This window comes from Terriglobia bacterium (genome assembly GCA_020072815.1).
Lineage (GTDB): Bacteria > Acidobacteriota > Terriglobia > Terriglobales > Acidobacteriaceae > Angelobacter.
Map to the genome: position 1 here is coordinate 283,813 of JAIQGE010000005.1, position 24,057 is coordinate 307,869.

The window sequence follows — 24,057 nt, forward strand, 5'->3', positions numbered from 1 at the left end:
GCGCAGAGGGTGACTATGGCCGCAGCTCCACGCCGCTGGCGACAAGCTGAACTCCGCTGGGCGTGGACTTGAACAGCAGTCCCCGGACAGAAACCTTCTGTCCGGCCTGCACCGGACCCGTGGGCCCGGCAAATCCGCTGAAGATGGTCACCGACCCGGTGGTTACCGTCACCGTCGCGGGCCACAGATTTCCCGCAGCCGGCGCTATAACGAACTGGTTTGCGCCGACGCTGCTTACCGTGCCATCCAGCGTGCCTTGTTTGAGAATGACCTGGTCTGCGACGGCCGGATTGGTCGCAGGACGCACGCGAATTTCCAGCGTCTGTCCTGCTATCAAATCGTTCGCCGTGGCGAACCAGCAACTCGCGCACGCCACCAGCGGCGCTAGTTCCTTGAGTTCCACCACGTACTTGGTGTTCACGTCCACACCCACTCCGGCGGCTGAGCCCGGAGGTGTTGTGGTGTTGGCCACCGTGATCGTGACCGATGAAGTCGTTTTGTTCCCCGCAGCATCGCGTGCCACAGCGCTCACCGTGTGCGTGCCGTTCGCTGTTTTCGTTGTGTCCCAAGCAACGCTGTAAGGCGACGTTAGATCTTCCGCGCCCAGAGCAACGCCATCAAGTTGGAACTGGACTCCCACCACGCCCACGTTGTCAGACGCGGTCGCGGAAACTGTTACCGATCCGGACACCGTAGCGGCATTGGACGGAGCCGTCACGGAAACGGTAGGCGGCGTGGTGTCCGGCGGAGGCGCCACGTTGTTTACCGTGACTGAAACCGCTGCAGAAGTCGTCTTGTTGCCCGCTGCATCCCGCGCAATTGCCGTGAGGGTGTGCGGCCCGTTGGTGGCGCTGGTGGTGTTCCACGTAATGCTGTACGGTGACGCCGGATCCTCCGCGCCCAGGTTGACTCCATCCAACTGGAACTGCACGCCCGCCACGCCCACGTTGTCGGCCGCGGTCGCTGAAACCGTCACCGATCCAGACACGCTGGCTCCGCTGGCCGGCGCGGTCATGGAGACCGTAGGCGGAGTCGTGTCCGGCGGAGAGTTCGTGGGATGTCCAAAGTTGATGCCCGAAGTCAGCAGCGGACCGCCCCCGGGTCCTGGATAAGAGAAGAACACGAAGTAGTCGTGATCAAAATCGTAGCCGCAGAATGTATCTGCCGTGCCGTCGCCGGCGCCGGGATCGGGATTGGGCCCGCCCACGATGCCCAGGTCAACCCAGGTGTTGGAAGCAATGGTGTATGAGTAAACGTGGCCCTGCGTCGGGTAGATCAGGACGCGGCCGCGCTGCTTGTCATACCCATGGCAGGTGTAAGCGGAGGCAGGCGCTTCCACCGTTGGGCTGGCGGCCGTCCACCGGCTGGCTGCGGGCTTGGTTGGATCGTAAATGAAGGTTGCGGCAATGTTCGCGCCGCCGGAACTGCGCTGTCCGCCGTAAAGGATGGCTTTACCCGTAGTGTCGTCATACACCAGGATGTGAGCATGGCGCGCGCCGGGCGCGCAGCCTGTGCAGATCTGCGTCCAGGTATTGGTGGCCGGATTGTATTCCCACGTGTCGTCAGACGTGGTGGCGTTAGCGCCCGCGAATCCTCCATAAAGCAGCACTCGATCGACATTTGCCATGTAGACCATCGCTGCTTCCTGCCGGTTCGTGGGATTAGGAGTAGTCCCAGCTGCTGCCGTCCAGGAGCCGGAATTCGCAGTTCCGCTATGCGTGAATGAATACCAGTCATAGCCCAATGCGCCCTGGCAGGAGCCCGACGAGACGTTCAACTGGTTGCGCAAGGTGTCCCAGGTGAGTTGGTTGTAGGTGTGCCGGTGATTCGGACGCGTGGCTGTGTCTCCGGGGCAGAGCTGCGTGGGGGCATCGCTCACCCACAATTGCGTCCATGCGCCATTGGTGGGATTAAAACCCCACACCGAATCAGCGTAGATTCCTGAGCCGTGCCCGTTATCGCCCTGCGTGAGCAAGAGCGTTTTGTGCTGGTAATCGTAAACTGATCTGGTCCACAAGGTGTAGAAAGGCAGCGGGTTGCCGGTGGGAGGGATGGACTGCCAGCTCTGGCCGTTGGCCGCCAACGCGGCCACTAGAATTGCGAGTGTTACTGCTATGCGCTTCATGTTCACCACTAGTTCTGTACCACCAGGTTGATGGAAGTTGGATTGCCAGCCGCGTCTTTCTGCACCGCGGAGACAACCCCGCCCAGCCTGAGCAACTGATTGGGTGCGCTCAGCTCAATGTATTTTGCCAGGAAAGTGCCATCGTTTTGCAGCACTCCCTCAACTTCCACAAACTCCCCGGTCGTCAAAGCTGAGAACTTGCCGATGGTGGCGTCGAACACTGTGCTGGCATCCGTCATAATGCGCACGCTGCCGGAGCCATTGGTCGCCTGGAAATCGAACGAATTGGCGGGGCTTCCCGGCAGCGCGGAGATCTTTCCGACCGTATCCACCATTTGCAAGCCGGAGGAACCGGGGGACACGGCGGCCCCGGTGATGCTCGGCGTGATTACCCAGCCTCCAGCAGCATTCTGGGTGATGGATTTTTGCAGGCTGAAGTCCAGCGCCAGCCCCTGCGTTCCGCCCGAGGGCAGAGAAACATTACTCAATGGGATGGAAACCGAAGTACTGGTCATTTGCGGATTGCTCACCTGCGTGGGCGTGCCGGCGGAATTCACCACCAGTCCAGGGTTGGCCAGCGTGAGATTTACGCTGCTGTAGGCGCCCGGCGCCAGGTTTCCGGTTTCCACCATCAGCGTTGGCGCCAGCTCCAGGTGGCGCAGTTCAAAGGTCATGGGGGTTGTGGAAAGCGTGGTGCTTTTTCCCGTGGAATCCGTAACGCTGACCGAGGTCACGTCAACTTTGAACGCCAGGACGTTGTCCGCGGCTGCGTCTTTCATGAAAACGGTCAGGTTGGAGGCGCCGGGGGTAGGCGTCGGCGGCGGTGTCGAAGAATTGGAGCCCGTTGAACCGCACCCGCCGAGAATAAGCGCCATCCCCAGTAAACTTGCGCCTGAAATCCACTTTGCAAAGCTTCCCATCTGTACACCCCTTATGACTTGTTCTGCAAGTTGACGATCTCTAATTCAACGATCTTTGGTTCAACGCTCAGCAGTCCAACGCTGTGCGATGCACCGACCCACAATTTGTTTTACGGCCTCAGTTCCACCGCGCTCGCGATCAGCTGCACACCCGTGGGAGTGGACTTGAACAACAATCCGCGCACGGAAACTTTTTGGCCCGCCGTGATAGGTCCGTTGGAAGAGGCAAAGCCCACGAACTGAGTCACCGTGCTGCTGGTAACCACCGCTACCGACGCCGGCCACAGGTTTCCTGCCGCCGGCGTTAGCACGAATTGGTTGGTGCCCACGCTGGCTACCGTCCCATCCACCGTGCCTTGCTTCAGGATTACCTGGTCCGCTACTTGCGGGTTGGTTGCCGGACGCACGCGGATTTCCAGCGTTTGACCGGCCATCAAATCATTGGCGGTTGCAAACCAGCAGGTCGCACAGGACACCAGCGGAGCCAGTTCTTTCAACTCCACCGAATATTTGGTGTTCACGTCCACACCCACTCCTCCGGCGGTCCCCGGCGGAGTCAGGCTGTTGGCGACTGTCACGCTAAGTGTGGCCGTGGTCTTGTTGCCGGCTGCATCCCGGGCGATGGCGCCCAGCGTGTGCGTGCCATTCGTAGTTTTGGTGGTGTCCCAGACTGTGCTGTACGGTCCAGCCGTATCTTCCGCGCCCAGGTTCACGCTATCCAACTGGAACTGCACGCCAGCCACGCCTACGTTGTCCGACGCGCTGGCGGAGATGGTTACCGACCCCGAAACCGTGGCGCCGCTGGCCGGACCTGAGATGGATACCGTCGGCGGCGTGGTGTCTGGGTTGTTTACGGTGACCGTCACCGACGATGATCCGGTGTTTCCCGCGGCGTCGCGGGCCCTCGCCGTCAGCGTGTGTGCGCCGGGTGTGGCGGTGGTGGTATTCCAGGTCACGCTGTAAGGCGAGGTGGTGTCTTCCACGCCCAGGTTTGCGCCGTCCAAAAGGAACTGAACACCTAGCACGCCCACGTTGTCCGCCGCTGTCGCTGATACCGTTACCGTCCCCGATACGGTGGCCGCATTCACCGGCGCCGTAATGGAAATTGTTGGCGGCGTGGTATCAGCCGTGCCTGAAGTCGTTACCGCTTTGAGTGCAAAGTTTTCGCCCGTCGCGCTAAGGGCTGCGCCGGTGAGATCGTCCAGCGTTACTGTGATGCTGCTGGCTCCCGCCGCCGGTTGCTGGCGCGTCGCCGGGGACGACCAGAACGGATTGAAGCTGGTCTGCGCGAAGGTTGAAGTCTGCGTCTGCGCGTTCCAGCCCAGGTCGTCAACAATCTGTTTTCCGTTGAAATGTTTCAGCCGGTATTTCGTGACGCCAGCCGGCGGCGTCCAACTGATCGTGTAAGATCCTCCGCCGTTGTTGGCGACCGTAATGGCCACATCCAGCATGACCGCCGTGCCGGGATGCAGAGCGGAGAAGATGGCCTGGTTTACGGTGTAATTCGCATTTTCGTCCCAGGTGCCGCCGGAGTTTGCCTGATCAACCTGCTTGAGCTGGACATTCAGCTTGCGCTGCCAGAAACCTACGTCGCCTTTGTACAGCTGCTGAATGAAGAACGGATACCAGATCGTCTCCTGGCCAATCTGCGGACCCAGAGTTTGCGGATAATCCGGCGTCAACGCATAGATGAAGCCGCATTGCTGCACCGGAACGCAGGTCCCGTTGTCGCTGAATCCTTCCGTCAGTTCCCAATGGGCCAGTCCGTAAGCGTAATCAAGCGCGCGGTTGTACTGGTCGTTTCCTGCAGTGCCGGTCCAGGTTGTTCCCCGCGCGATTGCCAGTTCGTACACGCCCTGCACCAGAATGCTGGTCATGAACACGTGATTGGTGCGCGCGGATCCCGCTCCCGCCGGGCCGCTGGTCGCCGGCGGATTGGGCCACGTATCGGAAGCGCAGCAGCCGTAATGGAAGCCCCGGTTCATCGCCGTGCCCTGGGCGTTCTGTGCGGCTCCGGGCGCGGCCGGATTGGGCAGGTCGGGCCACACTTGCGTGTTCATCACTTTGTCCGCGACCGTGAGAAAGCCCGGAGCGTCAGGATCATTGGTGCCTCTTGCCAGCTGATACATGCGGGAGATGGCGATCAGCTCGTTTCCGATCGCGCGCTCATTCCACAGCCCCCCGGTATTCAGCCCGGCTGTAGTGTTCAGGTAGCGGTCTTTGGGACCATCGTTGATGGCGTCATGAATGGTTTCGTCGCCGCTGGCCAGGTAGTAGTCCACCATGCCGTACCAGTGCGCGTGCTCCTGGTCAACCCACGCGCGGTTGGCATTGCCGCCGTTGGTGGAACCCGCCGTCGGGAAGCCCCAGGAATCCAAAGAGCTCCCGCTCGTCCGCCAGGAGAACCCGTCGGAACGCGGGAAAGCCTGCTCCGCATCGAAGCGGTAACGATTCACCGCGTACATGTAGCGTCCGGTGTAGCCGCGTTCCATGAAGTTGCGCATGTAAGCCAGCGCGAAGTCCGCCTGATTGCTGCCGCTGGTGGCCGGCCATACGTAAAAGCGAAAAACACTTGGAGTAAAGTCCGCGATGCAGCAGGACATTGTCAGATTGCGGTAATAAGCGTCTTCTTCCGTGGGGTTGATCAGCGCGTTGAACATCGCGTTGGTGCCGTTGTAGTAGTCAACAGAAGCGCGCGCCACCAGATAAAACTGCTGTTTCAGGAATTCGTTCTGCGGGCTGGCCAGCGCCGCGCTGTGAAAATTCAAATACACGTCATGGATGCTGTGCTGCGGCCATGCCTGGTAGTAAGGACTGGCGCACGGCGTCAGCGAGCAGGTCCCGGTGTAGAGAGTCTGGTCGGGCCAGATGCCAACGCGCACTTCATTGCCGCCACTCTGCAACTGCACGGACTTGGGCCAGACCTCGCCTCCCAGATAAACGCCCGCCAGGACTCCCGTTCCCGTGGAGTCGGCAACATCGCCAAACATCTTGGAGGCCGCCGAGACCGCGGTGCCGCGCAGAAGGTTGGCGCCGCCTTGCGTGATCTCGTATCCGTTTTGCGCGTAGGTCGCGCCAGAACGAGTAATAAAGGATGCCGTGGATGAAGCCCAGTCGATGTGCTCCATGTGGCTGGTGTAGGCCTGGTAGAGGTATGCGTTTTCTGAGCCGGTGAATGTGCCAGCGGTTGGCGTTGCCGTGCCATTGCCAAAGGTGAAGCCGCGGCCCGTTCCCAGCGTGGGCGTCACGCGAAGCTCGTAGGCAGAGAATCCTTTGTACGCTGTATTCGCCGCGGTGGAAGCGTTGTCAGCGTTGCGCAGGCTCACATTCGCGCGGACATAACTCTTGCCCTGATAAAAATAGAGCCGCACCGCATAGCGCATGTAGACGTTGCCGGCCGCGTCTTTGTGTGCTCCGTCAGCTTTTACCACCGTGCGCACCGGGCCATTTTCTTCAATGATTGCCGTGGAGGTCGCATCGTTCGCGGAAGTGTAGGTGGTGGTGCAGGTGCCGCAGGAGGTCCCGCCGGGGGCCGGACCCACGATCGCCAATCCTGTGCTGGCGCCGCTGGCGACAATCGTCTTGCCGCCGGCTACGACAATATCCAGCCCGTTGAAGTTGGCTTTCTTGATGGTGAACTGCGCTGCTCCGGTGTTTACCGTGATGGTGGTGCCGTTGTCCGTGGCCAGATTGGCGCCGCCGAAGTTTCCGGCGCCGGCATTGGTCAGGGCGATCGCGGTATTCACGCCGCCGGCCGTCAGGGTCGCTTGTGTATCAACCAGCACCCACTTGCAGGATTGATCTTCCCATTCCACCAGGCAGCGGAACTGTCCCATGGTGGCCCCCGTCAGCCCCAGTGACGACAACCCTGCGCAACTCGCCGGGTTGGCATTGGCGCACGGCACCAGTCCTTTCGCCAAAGGCACGCCCACGCTCAGAGGTTCGCTGGTGCGCGCCACCCCGGTGGCGCCGGGATAGGTCATTTCCTGGATCGTCAACGGGACGTTCAGTTGCGCGAACGCGCCGGACGCGAGCAGAACAAAAAGAATTGGCGCAAGGGAAAGCAACCGGGTGAGGAAAGCTCTACGACGGGGGACTGCGATATTCATCAACTTCTTCCTTGGCGCTCAGGCCACGCATGCCCAGCAGAAAAACTCGAAGAAACTGGGCCGGTTATCGGGTACGAAAGTCAGTTGCACATCGTGAACGATACAAGACAGTTATTGCTGCTACGAGATGCCGACAGTTCACAGCAATCCAGTCCGAACGATCACCAAAAAGCTAGTCAGGGTCTTGAGACAAAAGTAATTCGAATGATTAGGGGTCTTCCTAAGCCACTTGCACTACGAAATCACCGCTATAAATCTTTGTTTCCCAGATACAGAAGGGCTGTAACGCTGATAGCAGCACACCTGCGCTTGCAAGAGTGCAAAACTTTGCATGTTTTGAACTTTACCGGAAGCGGGCTCACTACAGAAAAACGAGTGTTAAATAACTACAGGCATTGCTTCAGAGGCAAGGAGGTGGCCAAAGTTTTTGCAGAAGAAATTACGTTGGATTAAAAGCAACTTAGTTGTGGAGTTGAAAACTATTTCAGCGTGGTTCGTTCGCGCACAAACTACACACGCGAGAAAAAAATGCATTCACTGTTCAATATTAGATAGCTTCGCAGGTGCTTCTTCGGAGTGGTTCCGGCTTTGGGCATCGGCAATATCATTGCGATTTTCACTACGGCTTTCCGCTGAGATTCGCACTAAGTAACTCTCTACTTCCGCTGCGACAGTCTCCCAGGTGCGCGTGCGCGCGTAGCGAACGATGGCGTCGCGATTCCACTTGCGCTCCAGCGCCGCGCCGATCCCGTCAGCGATCGCCGCCGCGTCCTGCGCGACCATGATTCCCAACTCCGGAGAAACCAGGATCTCCGGGACGCCCCAAAGCCCGGTCGCCACCACAGGCGTTCCGCAGGCCAGCGACTCCAGCACCACGTTGGGCCAGCCTTCGCGCGAACTGACCAGACAGCTCAAGTCGGCCGCGCTGTACCACAGCCGAAGCTCTTCGTTGGGCCGCGCTCCGGCAAAGATCACGCGATCTGCCACGTTGCAGGTCCGCGCCAGCGCCAGCAATTCCGCAGTATCGCCCTTGCCCACGATGTACACCACGAGTTTGGGAAATCTCTCTGCCAGCCTGGCCATTGCCGGAATCAGAAACTGGAAACCTTTCCTGGGTATCAAGGCGCCAACGGCAACAACGATTTGGTCTTCCACCGGCAGGCCAAGTTCCTGCCGCGCTTGCTTCTGCTCCACTGGATTGAATCGGCCCAGGTCAACGCCGTTCCCGATCACGGTGGCCCGCTCCGGCGGCACGCCCAGCTTCACCATCTCGTCGGTCAAAGCTTTGCAGACTCCGATGTTGCCGGCCGTATTTCTCAGCGTCCAGCGGATCATGGGCCGCAAGAGGCGGAACGAAGGAAACAGATTGATGTCCGTGCCGCGCGCCGACGCCGCCACCGGCAGGCCGAGCAGCTTGCCGATCAGGACCGCCGCGAAACAGTCGGGGTAGATGTAGTGTCCGTCTATGCAATCAAAGCGAAGCTGCTTGTGCAGCTTGCGCGCCAGCAGGTAGCTGCCAAGAAACATCAACAGTCCGTGCAAGGGCATGGAAATTTTCGGCAGCAGCAGATAGCGCGGATGGTAAACGGTAAGCTCTCCGATTTGCTCTACCCGGGGAATGCGCGCTGTCGCGCCCCACGTCGAAGACTTGATCCACGCGGGAAAATACGGCACTGGTGCAACCACCGTAACCTTGTTTCCGGGGCGCCGGCTGACGTGCGCCATCCGCTGGTAAATGAATACACCCAGCGTGTCATCGCTCGAGTTGGGGAAAAGGCTGGTGAAAGTCAGGATGTGCATTGGCTCGCCACGGTGATTGCTTCTCTAAACCCTTGACAGCAAACAAGTAACTATGAGCAACTGGCCTGCCACGTTCTCACATCGCGTGGCAAGTTAAGTCACCTTTTGTGAACAGCATAGCGGCCTGGAAACTCAGCCTGGTGAGTACCCAACGTTCTTGATGTGAAAATCTTTGCATACTATATAAAGGATGCGCCGCCGACAAACCTGCTCGTGTGCGATGGGTCGCGCTAATTGGTTGAATCCAAGACAGATATTCATTCATTAAGCGCCCATCACGCGAGTGTTTGGCCATTCACTTGCCTTTTAACTGAGGTTCGCCGAATTGTGTCCATTGCAAGCTTACTTGGGGCCACTTCGGTACCGGAAGAAGGAAAAGCTGAATGTGCGGAATCTGCGGAATTTTTGAGTTCGACCAGTCCCGGCCCGTGGCTCGCGCGGACGTCCATGCCATGAACCAAACCCTGCGCCACCGTGGCCCGGACGACGACGGAGTTTACGTGGCTCCCGGCATTGGACTGGGACATCGCCGCCTGAGCATCATTGACGTCGCCGGCGGGCACCAGCCCATCTCCAACGAAGACGGCAGCATTTGGGTCCTTCTGAACGGCGAGATCTACAACTACCCCGAGCTCCGCCAGGAACTGCTGGGCCGCGGACACCGCCTGGCCACGCGTTCTGACACGGAGGCCATCGTCCACCTCTACGAAGATTACGGCGAAGGCTGCTTTACCCATTTGCGCGGAATGTTTGCTATCGCGTTGTGGGACTCGCGCACTCGCAAGCTGATTCTGGCGCGTGATCGCGCCGGCGAAAAGCCGCTGTTCTACTATCGTGACGCCAACCGCCTGCTCTTCGGCTCCGAATTGAAAGCCATTCTCGCCGGGCCCGATGTCTCGGTCCACACCGACAATGAAGCGCTGTTCGACTACTTCAGTTTTGGCTACGTCCCGGCGCCGAAAAGCATTTATCGCGAAGTCCGCAAAGTCCTGCCCGGTCATTACGTGGTCGTTTCCGGCGGCTCCCTCCGCGACGAGTGTTATTGGGACTTGAGTTTCCATCCTCGCGAAGACCGCAGCGAAGCCGAGTGGTGTGAAATCCTGCGCCACCAGCTATGCGAGTCCACCCGCATCCAGCTCATGAGCGACGTGCCCTTGGGGGCCTTCCTGAGCGGCGGCGTTGATTCCTCCACCGTGGTGGCGATGATGCGCCACATTCAGAAGAAAGGCTCAGTCACCACCTGCTCCATCGCGTTTGAGGAGGAGGAGTACAACGAAGCGCCGTTTGCCCGCAAGATCGCCGACCAGTTTGCCACCGATCACCACGAGAAGACCGTTCATCCGCAGGCCACGGAGGTCATTGACAAGCTGGCGTGGCACTACGATGAGCCGTTTGCTGATTCGTCCGCCATACCCACGTACTACGTGTCCGCGGTGGCCCGGGAAAAAGTCACCGTGGCCCTGGGCGGCGATGGCGGCGATGAGAACTTTGCCGGGTATCGCCGCTACTACTTTGACCAGTTTGAGAACCGTCTGCGCGGCATCGCCCCGCTCTCCATCCGGCGCGCCATCTTTGGGCCGCTGGGCCGGATCTATCCTCCGCTCTCCTGGGCGCCGCGCGTGTTTCGCGGCCGCGCCACTTTTCAAAGCTTGTCGCGCTCGCCGCTGGAAGGCTACTTCAACTCGCTTTCCATCTTTCGTCCGGATGAAAAGCCCAGCCTGTTCAGTTCTGATTTCCTGAGGCAGGTGGCCGGCTACGATTCCATCAGCGTCTTCCAGAAACACTACGACAACGCCGGAACGGACGATCCGCTGACCCGCATCCAGTACGTTGATATCAAGACCTATTTGCCCGATGACATTCTGACCAAAGTAGACCGCGCCAGCATGGCGGTTTCCTTGGAAGTGAGGGCTCCGTTCCTGGACCATCATTTGATGGAAATGGCCGCTACCATTCCTTCCAGCCTGAAGCTGCGCGGCACCAACGGAAAATATATTCTGAAGAAAACCATGTCGCCCACCTTGCCGGACGACGTGCTGTATCGCCGCAAGCAGGGGTTCGCCATCCCGCTCGACCACTGGTTCCGCAAAGAGATCAAAGAGATGGCCTACGACAACATCATCGGCCAGGACGACGGCATTCTTGATCCCAAGCAGTTGGGGAAAATCTGGAAGCAGCATCAATCGGGCCAGGCTGACCGTTCGCCGCAGCTCTGGACGGTGCTCATGTATCGCAAGTGGCGGAGTGCTTTTCCGGCGTAGAAGCCGTCACTGAAGCGCCAAGAAAATCTTTGAACTCCTAAGGCTGCGGCTTGACCGTCTCGGCCCGAGTCTGCGGCGCCGCCACGGCAGCGCGCTTGTGCGCCAGCCGCAGTGCGGTGTGGGCCATATCGTAGTAGCTGATGTAGATGTCGTCGTGGCTGTCAATCGCCAGCGAAGGATCAAGGCCCACGTTGTTGCCGTTGTCAACGGTTTCGGCTTTCCAGCCCTTGGGTGTAATCGTGGCATATCGCAAGACGCCCATGCCGCTGTCCCAGTAAGCCACATGCGGGCGTTGTTTGCTGTCAAACTTCAACGAGACGCGTTCAATGTTGTCCGCCCGGCCGGTAATGTTGTCCACCACCTCTGACTTCCATCCGCCCTGCGCCGTCCAACTGGCGTACTTGACCATGCGGTGGGCAACGTCAAAGTAAGCGATGTGCGGATTGCCTGCCTGATCGATCTCAATGCTGCCGCCCAGTCCCGTCCAGCCGCCTGACATCTGATGCGTGTCGGGAGCGCCGAAGTGCCACTCCGAGCCGTCCCAACTGGCATAGCGCAGGTCCCCGGCATCCACGTCGGAATAAGCGATGTGCGGCAGACCCTTGCTGTCCAGCGCCAGTGAATTGAATTTGCCGGTGGCCGATCGTGAATCCACTGTTTCCGTATACCACGTCCCGCCGTCAAGAAACGCGTATTTCAAGTGCAAGGCATACGTGCCGTCTTTATACAGGCGATGGTAGTAGCTGATCCGCGGCTGGCCGTTGGGCGCGATGCGGATGAAGTTGAAGAAATTGATGTGCTCGTAGTCCAGCGTTTGCTTGGTCCACTTCTTTCCGTCCCAGAAGGCGTAACGCAGGCCGGACTCATTCGGGCCCGCGTAGGCGAAGTGCGGGTGGCCGTTGTTGTCCACCGCCAGTGATTCAAATCCGCCGCTGGCGTCAACTTCCATGATGTCCCAGCGCTTGACGGACGCGGAGCGGAACGCGTAGCGCAAGGCCTGGCGGGTCTCATCGTAGTAGCCGATGTGGAGGTTGTCATGACTGTCAATGGACAGCGAACTGAACTTGCCTAGGTTTCGCCCGTCGCCGCCTTCCACCACTTCCACCTGCCAGGGCGATTGGGCACGCGCGGCTTGCGCCAGGCCTAGCAACGCCAGAACGGACATCAGCAATAGCCGGTTTTTGTTTTTCACAAATTGATGTATGAAACTGATCATAAACTTAGCCCTTACTCCTGATCTTCCGCAGCGCCATCCTGCTCATGGTGGGAAACATGGAACCCCACGCGTAGCGCAGGAAAGGCATGGGATCGCCCCACTTGAAGATGCCAAACATCTTCGGCCCTGACAACTGGCCGAAAAGTGTCTTCAGTTTGACGCGCTTGTTATAGATTCCTGACGCCGAATACATGAGCCACGCGTCCTCTGCCACCCATTTGCCGCCCGGATGTTGCGAGGTGTGCGCGTCCAGGCTGTGCCCGGTAAGGTCGCTGTAGGCGACGCGCGTCAGGTTGGTGCCGCTCATGTGCGCCAGCTGGTGCCAGTCCCAATGGCGAGTGTTGATCTCAATCAGCTTGTACTCGCCGGTGTTGGCGTCGCGTTTGTATTCAATCTCCGCCATGCCGCGATACGCCAGGCTCTTGCACAGCCGCGCCGAGGGCTCCACAATCTCCTGCAGGCTGACGTTTTGCACCACGCATCCGGTGCCGAAGTCGTCCGGTTCCTGCACCAGTTTGCGCGCACAGAAATAACCCAGCGGCTCGGACCCGTTCCCGAAGTACCCGCCCATGATGGCGATGTCCCCGGTGGCCCCGGGTATCCACTCCTGCACCAGCACTTCCGGATTCACCTGGGCGACGCGATCATATTCTTCTTTCAGTTCGCTCGCGCTATCGGCGCGAAAGGCTTTGCGGCAACCCACAGCCTGCCAGTTTCCCTCGCCGCGCCACTGGTAGGAGCTTACCGGCTTTACCACGCACGGGAAGCCGACATCCGCTGGGACCCGCTCCAGATCACTCGCGTTGTGCACCACCAGCGTTCTGGGCACTGGCACCCCGGCGGCCTTGGCCGCCTCCACCAACTGGCCTTTGTCCAGGACCCGCCGCAGAGATTCCTGGCCGGGAATGGACAGGCGGTAGTCTTTCAGGTCTTCGCGATGACGGTCGAGAAAAACTACGTCAGCATCGCGCGTTGGGAAAATTACGGCGCCACCAAGCTCCACCGCAGCGTTCTTGAGATACGCGGCAAGCTTTTCCGGCTCGCTCTGCGAATCCGGAGCAAAGCGTACGTCGCAAAAACGCGTGAAGTTGCCATAGGCTTTGCGGTCAGCGGAAAGGCCAATCACTTTGAGTCCGGTGCCGGCCAGATCGCGGGCAATCGCCAACCCGGAATAAAACATGTTCATGATGATGACCGGCGGCAGCTTCGTGCTCTTCACAGTCGCGGGCGACGGCGCGTGCCTGGCGGCCGAACCGCCATCACCTGAAGAATCGTGTGGCACAGGCGTTCCTGCTTGTGCTTTTGGCTTTTCCGCCGCAGTGTCTGGCGACTCGCTGTTTCGCCGCAGTTTGCTCTTCGCCCATTCGCGCGCGCCTCTCGGTACCAGCGAATAAGCCGCTTGACGATAGCCGGTGAGCGAACCTGGCTGTGCGGCAATGGCCTTAACGGCATGGCGCATGGCGCCGGCATTGGTCCCTTGCAGCAGGTCGGTTGCCGCCCATTGGGTCTCAATTTCAAATCGCGCACGGCGCTGGGCCTTCGGGCTGACGCTCCTCAGCTTCATCGCGCGCTCACTGATGGTTTTCATCTCCAGCAGCCGGTCCTCGGCTTTCATGTCACGGGTGAGGCAGCCTGAAGCTGACTGGCGATACAGCACCAGCGGTTCGGCGACAAGATCGGCCTCGCTACCGGCAAGGATTTTGAGCCACAGGTCCCAGTCCTGGGCGAACTTGAATTCCAGGTCCATGTAGCCGGCTTTTTCCACGGCGTCGCGCCGGGCAATCACGCAGGAAGTGAAGATGAAGTTCTTGATCAGCAGGCGGTCAAAGACGTCGCCGCGGTTCTCCGCTGCGGCGTTGCGCGCGTACAGAATGCGGAGCTGCTCGTCCACGGCGTAATCGCTGCAGTACACCAGCCCCAGCTTGGGGTTCTGCGCGGCCAGTTCCATCTGCTTTTCAATCTTGTTGGGCAGCCAGACATCGTCATCATCCAGAAACGCGAGCCACTCGCCGGTTGCATTGCGCATGGCCAGGTTCCGAGCCGCGGACGCGCCTCCGTTGGCCTGGAAGAATGGCCGCACGCGGTCGCCGTAAGCCAGAAGCTGCTCGCGCGTGTTGTCCTTGGAGCCGTCGTCCACAACAATGATCTCGCGCACCGGAACCGTTTGCGCCAGCACGCTGTCAATCGCTTCCCGCACTTGCTGTGCGCGATTGTAAGTTGCCATTACTACGGAAACATCAGCCATAACTTAGTTCACTCCTTTGGCCTGGCTCGCCACGCGGCCGGTCTCGCTTGACAAACGGCGCGACGACAAACGCGCACGCATCCAGGCCGCAGAATCAGCACGCAGAGACCGCAACAATCCCGGCGGCAGCAGCCGCAGCCGCGTCAGCATGAAGAGAAAGATCGTCGCCAAAACTGACTTGACCGCCACTCTCACGATGAACGACTCCGCGGGCAACAGATAGGCAATCGCCAACAGCGCCGCGCAGCATCCCAGCACCTGCAAGATGACTTTGAAGTTGCACCGCACCGGGTAAGCGGCCACGCTGAACCAGTAGCTGGCGACGGAAAGAAACGCGAAGCTGAAAAACGTTGCCCACACCGCGCCCCACGCGCCCCACCTAAGGATCAGTCCGAAATTCAGCGCCAGGCAAAACACCGTGGACGCAATCCCGATGATGGAAAGCGTGACGTTCTTCTTGCGGACCAGCAATCCGGCCTCAAAGAACAGCCCCATGCCCTGCACCACGTAGGCGAATGCCAGGAGCGGCACAAAGCGATAGGCGTCCGTGAACCTTGCTCCCACCATCACTTCAAAGACTTCGCGGATGCTGATGCTCACCAGGAACGCCACCGTAATCAGCGCGACTGAATACAGCGTAAAGACCTGCGAGAAAAGCGCGGGCGCATCTTCGCGCTTGGCGATCTCATACGACTGCGGCTCCCACATGAGCTGGAATGGCTGGATGGCCATCAGGCTCAGGACGTAAGCGAACTTGTAGCCCACGGCGTACACGCCCACGGTGTCAATGCCGTGAAAGCGCTGCAGGAAGAAGCGGTCAGAGAAATTCAATACGAACGCCGCTACCCACACGGTAAACAGCGGTGCGCCAAACTTAAGGAGCTTGAACAGCTTGGTCCCGGAGATCCGCAAGCCGGTTTCGCGAAGGGTGAGAAACATGAGCACCACCCACACGGCGCCGGCGGCGGCGAGATTGGCCCAGAACGATCCTGCAATCCCCAGCTTGAGTCCGGCGACAAAGTAAATGTTGAGCCCCACGGAGAGTAGGAGAAATCCCTGGGTGAGGAAGGTGTACAGGCCGGAACGCTGTTTGCCGCGCAGGTAAACCCAGCCGATGTCGGCGGAAAAGGTAAAGAAGAACCCGAAAGCCATCAACTGCACCAGGGTTCGGTACTTTGCGCTGCCCAGCAAGGCTTGCGATACGGCGTTCGGGAACAGAAGCGCAACCACCACTGCCGCGCCGCCTACCAGCAGAGTAGTAATCATTCCGGTGCTGACCACCAGCTTCTTTTCCTTGTCGTCGTCGGTGTCGTAGTAAAAGCGCATGACAGCCGTGGACAGGCCGGGCGCCAGCAACACTGTGGCAATCATCGCCGTGAGATTCAGGATCTCCATCACGCCGTATTCGCCCGCGGAAAAATAATGGGTGTAGAAGGGAATCAGCAGGAAGCTGATGACCTTCCCCAGGATGCGGCCGAAGCCGTACACCGCGGCGTTGCGAAACAATTTGGCGAGTTGCTCGTTCACAGCTTTACGTCCCTCAAATTCGCTTGCGCCGCCGCAACCGGCAGCTTTGGCAATTCAGCTGGTGGCTTGGGCTTAGGTCCGAATCCGACAAACCGGTACCAATCGAATTGCAAAATAAATGTTGCGCGATCGCGGCCCCAGGGAGTGAATCGCTTCAACTCCAGCGGATCGTCTCCGGGCTGGTTGAATCCGAATTCCGTGGTGACGGCCGTGCTGAAGCCGTTTTGCTGCAAGCACTGCTTGGCTTCCTGCGTGAAGTGGAACGATCTCCCAAAAGGATAAGCAAAGTGCCGGACTGGAGTCTGCAACTTTTGCTCAACCGTTTTCTTAGACACCGCAATCTCCTGCTGCACCTGCGCGTTGCTGATCCGGGACAGCACAGGGTGGCTCACGGTGTGCGCCCCAAACGTGATCTGGTGCGCTTTCATCTGGCGGACCTCCTCCCAGCTCAGCATGTAGTTGGGCAGGGTCAGCGAAGCCGGCACGCCCAGCGCGGCAAACAAGCTGGGGATGGCCTTTCGGCGGCAGTCGTCATCAAGACCTTGCAGCCATGCGAGCACTCGGTCGAGCAACGCCAGGCGATCACTTTGCGACGCGAGCGAACCCGCAGGAGCGCCGTCCATTTCCAGATCCAAAGCTGGCCGCGTCGTCAGCTTGAACGCCAGACACACCTGGTCGTACCACGGAATCTGGCTGGTCCCAACGTAACCGGTAGCTAGGTAAATGGTGGCCGGGATGCCGAGTTCCTTCAAGATCGGAAACGCCGACGTGAAATTGTCGCGATAGCCGTCATCAAAGGTGATGGCGACGCAATGTTTCGACGACGACGAGTCGCGGGCGATCCGGCCGTCAGCGATGTCGTCCAGAGTCACGACGTTGCAATTGCGAGCAACGTATGCCATCTGGCTGCGGAATTCGTCCACCGGGAGCGATGGCAAGTAGGGATCAAGATCATCGTTGACCCGGTGATAAAGAAGAATCTGGCATGAGGGTGTCTCGCGCTTCTGCAAAGAAAGAGAATGGAGCCCGCGCTGATAGTGGTCCGCCACCCATGCGCCCAGCCGCCGCAGCGGAGTAGTCGCATACGCTCTGGCGATTGCGCCTTTGAGCGATGCACGTGCTGCGGTGTCAGACGCGTGCGCCGGCGATTCCGCCTGCGCTTTCGCCCGGCGACGCATGGCCAGCAGCGGCTCAGGCACAAGCTTCCGCAAACCCTCTTTGAATTGCTTTCGCGTCGCGGGCATTTTCGCAAATGCCAGCGCTGCTTGCCGCGACCATGCCACGCCGATCTTCAGGGCGCGCTTGTCGCCGGCTCCCCAGTCGCGTTTGTGCTGTGCCACGCCGCCCAGGAAGTCGTATTCCTCAACGCCGCGGGCGATCATCTCGCGCAAACGGAATCCGCGCAGCGCCACGCCCGGACGCAGGCTTTCAAAATCTGGGTCGTATCCTTCCTGCAGCAACAGGAAGCGGTTGTTGTAAAGGAAACCGTATTGGAATGCCAGCGTGCGCTCGCCCCAGTCCAGACGGTGGAATTGCAGCACGCCGGACTTGAGCGCGGCCCGCGACAGGTCAAAATAAAAAGCGCGCTTGGCGTCGCCCTGGAAAACTCCGCTGCGGCCTTTGCTCTGCCACCGTTTGCCATGCAGATCAAAAAATGCCGGCAACCACTGTTGGAGCTGGTCTTCGCCGGTGCATTCCACCGGTGCAAGCTTGAGTTGCTGTTCAAAAAAGCTGAGGCAAGAACGCAACTTGCTGCGGAAGCGCGGTTTCAACGACTGCACATACGCATCCCAGGTGTTGGGCAGCTTGAGGGTGAGGCAGGGCACATCTTCCGTGGCCACGGTCCAGCCAAGGCCCTGCACTTGAGCGGACATGGCAGCGACAAATGGCGACGATTCCACCGGCCCGTGCAGTTCCAGGTAGTCCCATGACTCGCGATGCGAGTTTAGATATTCGGCCACGGCTTGGGCAAAGCCGGCTTCCAGTCCGCGCTCGGCGAAGCAGTCAAGATAGTCAGAGTCTTGCGAGCCGTCACCGATAAACTTCAGATATTTCCATGTCCAGCCCATGCGGCGAACGTTCTCCACGCACAACGGCGCAACCCCAACGAGCCTTCCGTCTTGCCATGCGCCCAGAACGAATGGCTGCAGGTTGCCGCCGTAAGCTTTCCACCAACTTGCGCACCATTCCCATGAGAGAAAGAACGTATCGGCGGCGCTTTGCTTCAGCAGCGCGTTCCAACGCGTCTGGATCTGTTCCACGTCCTGCCAGCGCGCATAAAGAATGATCTTCACGCCGCCACCTCCTGCATCTGGTGGCGGTGCCACAGCTCGGTCATCAGGAACAGCCAGATCAGGTCGCCATAATAGGTGGAGTTGTCCGCGTCCATCATGCGGAAGAGTTCTTCCACAAAAGTGCGCTGGAAGTAGCCGCGCTGGTACGTTTCGGGGTCCAGCAGAACATCCTGCGCCAAGTTGCGCCACAGCGGATGGCTCTTGATCCACATGCCGATCGGCAATCCGAAGCCGTGCTTCTTCTTGGCAAGAATGGCTGCCGGGAGCAGCTTGGCGGTTGCCTTCTTGAACAGGTAGCGCTTTTCCATGCCGCGTACTTTCAGGTTGGTCGGCAGCCTTCCGGAAAAGTCGGCGAGTGGATGATCAAGAAACGGAAAGCGCACATTCACGCCGGCCAACTCCGCCGCGCGAACGACTTTCGGCAGGTCGTTATCGCCCAGCGTCATTTTGATGTCAATGTAAAGCAGGCGGTTGAGCTCGCTGTGCGCCGGAGCTTCGTTGTAGTGCTGCCGGGCAATCGCCAGCAGATCGCGATGCCCATTCGCAAGGGGCACTCCGGGACCAAGGACACTCTCCGGAGCAAATCTCTGGAGCAGCAGCCACTGGAAGTAGCGATCGGGATTTCCCGCCTTGCAACGATCAATGTAGCGGCGTGCTTTGCCCACCGGCCCGACGCCGGGCAGCCCGAAGGCCAGCGGCTCAACCAAATAGCGGCGCAGCGCTTGCGGAATCTTTTGGTAGTAGCCGTAGATCTGTTCGGTCGCATAGCGTTCATTGCCGCCGAACAACTCGTCGCCGCCATCGCCGGCCAGCATGACTTCAACGCCGTGCTCACGCGCCAGCTTCAGGCACGCGTAAGTCGGCAGCACGGACGCGTTGCCGAAAGGCTCATCGTAAGCCGCCGCGATGGTTGCGATATCCTGGAAAGTCTCTTCCGGCGTGAGCACAGCGATGGAGTGCTCTGCCTGGAAAACCCGCGCAGCCAGGTGGGCGTACTCCAGTTCGTTGAACCGCTCTTCAGAAAAGCCAATGGAAAAAGCCTTCGTCGCTTTGCCTTTGTGCTGGGTCAGCAAGCCGAGGATGGAACTGCTATCGGTGCCGCCGCTGAGAAAACATCCCAACTGCGCGCTGGCAACGTCGGCGGAGTAAACTCGGACGGCCTCTGACATGGATGACAGCAACTCTTCCGCAAGCTTGTTCGGCGACGAATGGTCTGCTTCTGAATATTCCAGGTCCCAGTACCGGCCCAGATGAGTCTCGCCGTCCTTCCAAGTCAGGTAGCAGCCGCCTGGAAGTTTGGCCAGCGATTGAAATGCGGACTGTGGCGCCGGCACCACGCTGAAATTCAAGAAGGTGGCGATGGCGTGTGGATTGATTTCCTTATTGATTCGGTCGCTGGCGAAGATGCCGCGCGGGTGTGACGCAAAGACCAGCTGCGTGCTGCCGGCAGAGTAGCTCAGCGGCTTGGCGGCGAAGCGGTCCAACGCGATCAGCATGGTTTCCGTGCGGCTGTCCCAGATCGCCAGCGCGAAGGAGCCGCGCAGGCTCTTGAAGAACTCGATTCCATCACGCAAGTACAGTTCGCCAATGATCCGTGCCGCGGCGGCATCCTGCGGAAGCCCAAGTTCGGCCGCGTGGTTCTGCGTGGCCACCAGTTCGGCATCGCAAGCTACCAGGATTTCCGAATTCGACCAAACCGACGCTGAGCCTGTGCTGGAAACAGCGCCGACCTGCGCTAGTGCCGTGGTTCTCGACTCACACCGTGAGCTACCGCCCAAGGTGAGCGCCGCGAGCATGCGTCCGATCTGGCCAGAGCCCAGAGGCTCGGCGGCTCGCGTAACTGTGATCCCCGCTACTGCCATTGGTGGCCCCTTGCCCGGGTGAGAGAGGCGCGTCCAGCGCGCCGCTGCGTTGCATTGGCCATGTACAGACGTGTGTAGTTGGCTATCATGCGCGGCAGGCTGAACTGCGTCTCAACTTTCAAACGTCCGCGCCTGCCAAAGGTTGATCGCAGCTGGGGATCGGCGGCCAACTCAAGCATGCGGTCGGCCAGGGTGTCGGCGTCGCGTGCTTCCACCAGAAAACCTGTATGACCGTCCTCCACCAGGTCAGGATTCGCTCCCACGGCCGTCACCACGCAAGGCAGCGCGGTGGCCATGGCTTCCAAGACCGTGTTGGACATGCCTTCGGAAAGCGACGGCAACACAAAAATGTCGAATGCATTGAGCCAGTCTTCTGGCCGCTCAGCTTCGCCGGCCAGGATGAATCGCTTGCGCAGCGCTGGGCTGGAGTCAATGCGGCTACGCAAAGCGTCATGCTCCGGGCCTCCGCCCACAATCACAAAGTGGAGCCGCGCGCCTGAGGTTACCAATTGCTCCGCTGCTTCCACGAAAGTGGCATGGTCTTTGACTGGGTCGAGGCGTCCCACAGTCCCGGCTACCATCATGTCGTTGGCGATCTTCAGCCGCTCGCGCAGGCTGGTGCGGACTTCTGGATTCGGCTGAAACCTGCCGGTATCCACGCCGTTGGGAATCAGTCCAAATTTGCTTACCGGCACGCCGACCTGAGCCGCATAGTGTTCGCGCAGCTCGCGCGAAACAGCAAAGACCTCATCGGCCAGCGTGTAGCAAAAACGCCGGAACATGCGCCGCCGCAAAGGATCGCCATTCATGGTGTTGATGTCGCGGCCATGTTCGCTGTGGATGATGCGCGGCACCCGCGCCAGCTTAGCGGCGACTACGGCCTCAATCGCGCCCCAGTTTCTGGAATGCACCACGTCCGGCCGCTCCCGCAGGAAGACACGGGCCAAGTCGGCGACCAGCGACCCGGTCTTGCGGCCGCTGCGTTCCAGGCTGATATAGCGCCCGCCCGCCGTGCGCTCTGCTTCTGGAATTGGTGCGACGGTGCAGATGATGTTTTCAAAGCTCTCCGGGTCCAATCCGGCCACCACGCGACGCAACGCCAACTCGGTCCCGCCGGCGCCCATGCGGTGAAGCACGTGAATGATGCGCAAACGTTTCATCGCGCGGCCACCTCGTGGACTTGCGGGCGCTCATCGGCCATTTGCCGGGGAATGAGTTCGCCGTAAGCCGCAAGCAGCACCTGCCGCGCGCGGTCCCAGTTGTATTCCTGCTGGCCGGCCCGGGCGGCACGCGCTTTCATACTTTCCATCAGGGCGGCGTCCTGGCAGCGATCCAGGCCGCGCAGAATCTCTGCCACGGAGTAGTCGCGCAGAATCACGCCGCAACCAGCTTCGCTCACGATGCGTCCAATTTCTCCGAACTGCGCTGTCAACAGCGGCCGCCCGGCCGCCAGCGCTTCAAACAGTTTGTTGGGAGCGCTGTACTGCGCGTTCGGGCTGGTAACGTCAAAGCCGTAGTAAACGACGTCGCACGCCGCGGTGTAACGAGGAACGTCACGCTGCTGGACAAATCCCAGGTAGCGAATGTTGCTGTGTTGCGCGGCATATTGCTGGGCCGTCGTTGCTCCGGGCCCGCTGCCACCGACGACCACGTGCACGTTCGGCCGCTGGCTGGCCGCTTCCAGGAGTTCCTCAACGTGGCGCTCTTTTCCCAGGTTCGAAATGTAGAGCACCAGCAGCGAACCCGGTGGTACGCCGAGTTCCGCGCGCACCTGCGATTGCACGGTGTGAGGAAATTTGAATTCTTCCACCGGTTTCCAGTTGCCCAGGATTTGCGCGTTGCGGCAGCCGCGCATTTCGAATTGCTTGCGCAGAGTCTCGCCCACGGTCAAGAGCAGGTCAACGCGTCGAATCAATCTAGTCTCCGTCCAGCGGATGAGCTTTTCCAGCCAGCCCGGCAGGGAACCATGTAGCATGCCGGCGTAGTCTTCGTGGGAGTCATACACCACGGGCTTGCGCTTGAACCACCCCAGCAGCAGCCCCGCCGGCAAGGTGTCAAAATCGTGGGCGTGGACCGCGTCAAAATCCAGAGAGAGGGCTTTCTTGATCATCAAGAAGAAGACCCTGGGCATGACGAACATCTGCATGAAGCCGCGCCCGTGGGTGGAGCGGGCAAAGACCCGCTCAACCTGGATTCCATCTATGGTTTCGCTGGCCGGGCAGATACGTTCGCGGTCCCAGGCGACGATGGTCACGCGATAGCCCATCTCCACCAGGGTCCGCGCTTCATTGTGTACGCGCGGATCAGGATCAAAGCAGTTGCTGAGCAGCATGACAACATGCGGGGCGGTCTTGCCGTTGCGGAGTTTTGCGGTCACGGTCATTTGCCCTCCTCGGCCCATTGCTGGCCCAACACGCCGGCGAAAGAATCAGGCTGAGCTTCCGGCGCCACGGCGAGTTGCGCTTGTCGTTCTGCGATCCAGCGCAATACCACCACGTTCATCCCCGCCGACAGGCCGACCAGGTGGTACATAAGATCAAAGTCCTGGCGGTTGATGAAGAAGTTCGGGACCATGTAAACCAGCAGAGTCACGTGGACGATCAGACAGTACGTTGCCAGTGCTCGACTTTCCGGATCATGGCGCAGCCGCCGCCAGCCCAGCCAACTGGTGCAACTGGCGCTCAGAACCAGAGCGATGAACAGCAAAGATGAAGGAATGCCGGACTCGGCAGCGAGCGCCAAAATCGCATTGTGCGGCGCCCGCGGCTCGTATTGGGAATACTCTGAAAAAGTCAATTCAAAATTGCGCAAGCCCACGCCGAACCAGGGGTGGACCTTGGCCATTTGCACGGCGGCCTCCCAGACTTGTATCCGGGCCATCGCTGAAGGATCGTTTTGCGCCGCCGTGGGAATGGACTTGTAGCGCTCAATGGCGGCCGGCGGAGCCACCATCAGGAAAACGAGAACTGCAGTCGCCACGCCAACGGGCAACAGCAACTTGTGCCTGGAATAAATGGCGAGCAAGAGGCAAACCATAATCAAGCCAAGAAGTCCGGAGCGCGAGTAAGTGAACACCACGGTGACCGCGCACCCTACGGCCGCGAGCTTGAAGGCTTTGCGCAACCATCCCCGATCTTCCACGGACGCCATCCAGAAGAGAATCGGGATGGCCATGTTCATGCCCAGCGCGTACTCATTCTCTTCTGACATCAATCCACCGGGACCCTGCATGCGGCTGCGTCCCGCGGTCAGGATGATGTCCAGCAACCCTTTCAATCCGAGCAATCCCAGAGACACGGCGATGACCCGCAGGATGGTGCCAATCCGTTCCGTGGAATTGGCCAGCGTGGCCACCAGGAAAGCGATGACGAACATTTTGCTGAACCGGGTCAGCATGTCCAGGGCCGGCTGCGAGTCGTGCGCCATGAGTGCTGCGGCGGTCAGCCACGCCCAGAAAACCAGCAACAACGCCATGCCGCGAAAACGCAGAGGTGATTTGCGCATTTCAAACAGCAGGTAGCCAACCACCAGGCATGGAACCAGCACCAGACCATAGTTGAAGACATAGCCGGGCCAGACGAAGTCCGCGGGATGAGCGTGGGCGAAGAACAAATAGAGCAGCAGCCCGTAAAAAGGCTCAAAGATGGAGAGCGGCACTCCCATCGTCACCATCGCGTAAAATACAAATGCTCTTAACA

13 protein-coding genes are annotated in these 24,057 nt (G+C 59.8%); 1 reads left to right on the forward strand and 12 read right to left on the reverse strand.

Going from position 1 to position 24,057, the window contains the following annotated elements; genetic code table 11:
• Positions 1-13 precede the first annotated feature (13 nt).
• The 4 genes from LAO20_08625 to LAO20_08640 form a co-directional block, all read right to left on the reverse strand.
• Entirely contained in the window at positions 14-2,125 is a 2,112-nt protein-coding gene (locus LAO20_08625; protein ID MBZ5531483.1) for a hypothetical protein, read from the reverse strand.
• Positions 2,126-2,133: 8 nt separating this feature from the next.
• Positions 2,134-3,000: a DUF4382 domain-containing protein gene (locus LAO20_08630; GenBank protein ID MBZ5531484.1), complete on the reverse strand. Its 867-nt coding sequence runs from the start codon at positions 2,998-3,000 to the stop codon at positions 2,134-2,136.
• Positions 3,001-3,155: 155 nt separating this feature from the next.
• Positions 3,156-7,154 carry a hypothetical protein gene (locus LAO20_08635; GenBank protein MBZ5531485.1) on the reverse strand — a complete coding sequence of 1,333 codons (3,999 nt, stop codon included), beginning with the start codon at positions 7,152-7,154 and terminating at the stop codon, positions 3,156-3,158.
• Between the two features lie 534 nt (positions 7,155-7,688).
• Positions 7,689-8,954, reverse strand: coding sequence for a glycosyltransferase family 4 protein (locus LAO20_08640; protein ID MBZ5531486.1), 1,266 nt, complete (start codon positions 8,952-8,954; stop codon positions 7,689-7,691).
• 383 nt (positions 8,955-9,337) lie between these two features.
• Between LAO20_08640 and LAO20_08645 the strand changes: the two genes are divergently transcribed.
• Positions 9,338-11,215 carry an amidotransferase 1, exosortase A system-associated gene (locus tag LAO20_08645; protein MBZ5531487.1) on the forward strand — a complete coding sequence of 626 codons (1,878 nt, stop codon included), beginning with the start codon at positions 9,338-9,340 and terminating at the stop codon, positions 11,213-11,215.
• A 37-nt stretch (positions 11,216-11,252) separates the two neighbouring features.
• Here LAO20_08645 and LAO20_08650 read toward each other — a convergent pair whose 3' ends face one another.
• The 8 genes from LAO20_08650 to LAO20_08685 are packed head-to-tail and all read right to left on the reverse strand — an operon-like array spanning position 11,253 to position 24,031.
• A complete protein-coding gene (locus tag LAO20_08650) occupies positions 11,253-12,431 on the reverse strand; it encodes a hypothetical protein (GenBank protein MBZ5531488.1) in 1,179 nt (392 codons plus the stop codon).
• 4 nt (positions 12,432-12,435) lie between these two features.
• On the reverse strand, positions 12,436-14,676 hold the full coding sequence (locus LAO20_08655) for a glycosyltransferase (protein ID MBZ5531489.1): 2,241 nt from the start codon (positions 14,674-14,676) through the stop codon (positions 12,436-12,438).
• A gap of 3 nt (positions 14,677-14,679) precedes the next feature.
• Positions 14,680-16,203 (reverse strand): oligosaccharide flippase family protein, encoded by a 1,524-nt coding sequence (locus tag LAO20_08660; GenBank protein ID MBZ5531490.1) that lies wholly within the window; start codon positions 16,201-16,203, stop codon positions 14,680-14,682.
• A complete protein-coding gene (locus LAO20_08665; GenBank protein MBZ5531491.1) occupies positions 16,200-18,497 on the reverse strand; it encodes a GNAT family N-acetyltransferase in 2,298 nt (765 codons plus the stop codon). The genes LAO20_08660 and LAO20_08665 overlap by 4 nt, the downstream gene beginning before the upstream one ends.
• Positions 18,494-20,359: an asparagine synthase C-terminal domain-containing protein gene (locus LAO20_08670; GenBank protein MBZ5531492.1), complete on the reverse strand. Its 1,866-nt coding sequence runs from the start codon at positions 20,357-20,359 to the stop codon at positions 18,494-18,496. The genes LAO20_08665 and LAO20_08670 overlap by 4 nt, the downstream gene beginning before the upstream one ends.
• Complete coding sequence (locus LAO20_08675; protein ID MBZ5531493.1) at positions 20,350-21,519, reverse strand: glycosyltransferase; 1,170 nt, start codon at positions 21,517-21,519, stop codon at positions 20,350-20,352. The genes LAO20_08670 and LAO20_08675 overlap by 10 nt, the downstream gene beginning before the upstream one ends.
• A complete protein-coding gene (locus LAO20_08680; protein MBZ5531494.1) occupies positions 21,516-22,742 on the reverse strand; it encodes a glycosyltransferase family 4 protein in 1,227 nt (408 codons plus the stop codon). Before LAO20_08680 ends, LAO20_08675 begins: the two co-directional genes overlap by 4 nt.
• Positions 22,739-24,031, reverse strand: a complete 1,293-nt coding sequence (locus LAO20_08685) for a putative O-glycosylation ligase, exosortase A system-associated (GenBank protein ID MBZ5531495.1) — start codon at positions 24,029-24,031, stop codon at positions 22,739-22,741. The genes LAO20_08680 and LAO20_08685 overlap by 4 nt, the downstream gene beginning before the upstream one ends.
• Positions 24,032-24,057: the final 26 nt, after the last annotated feature.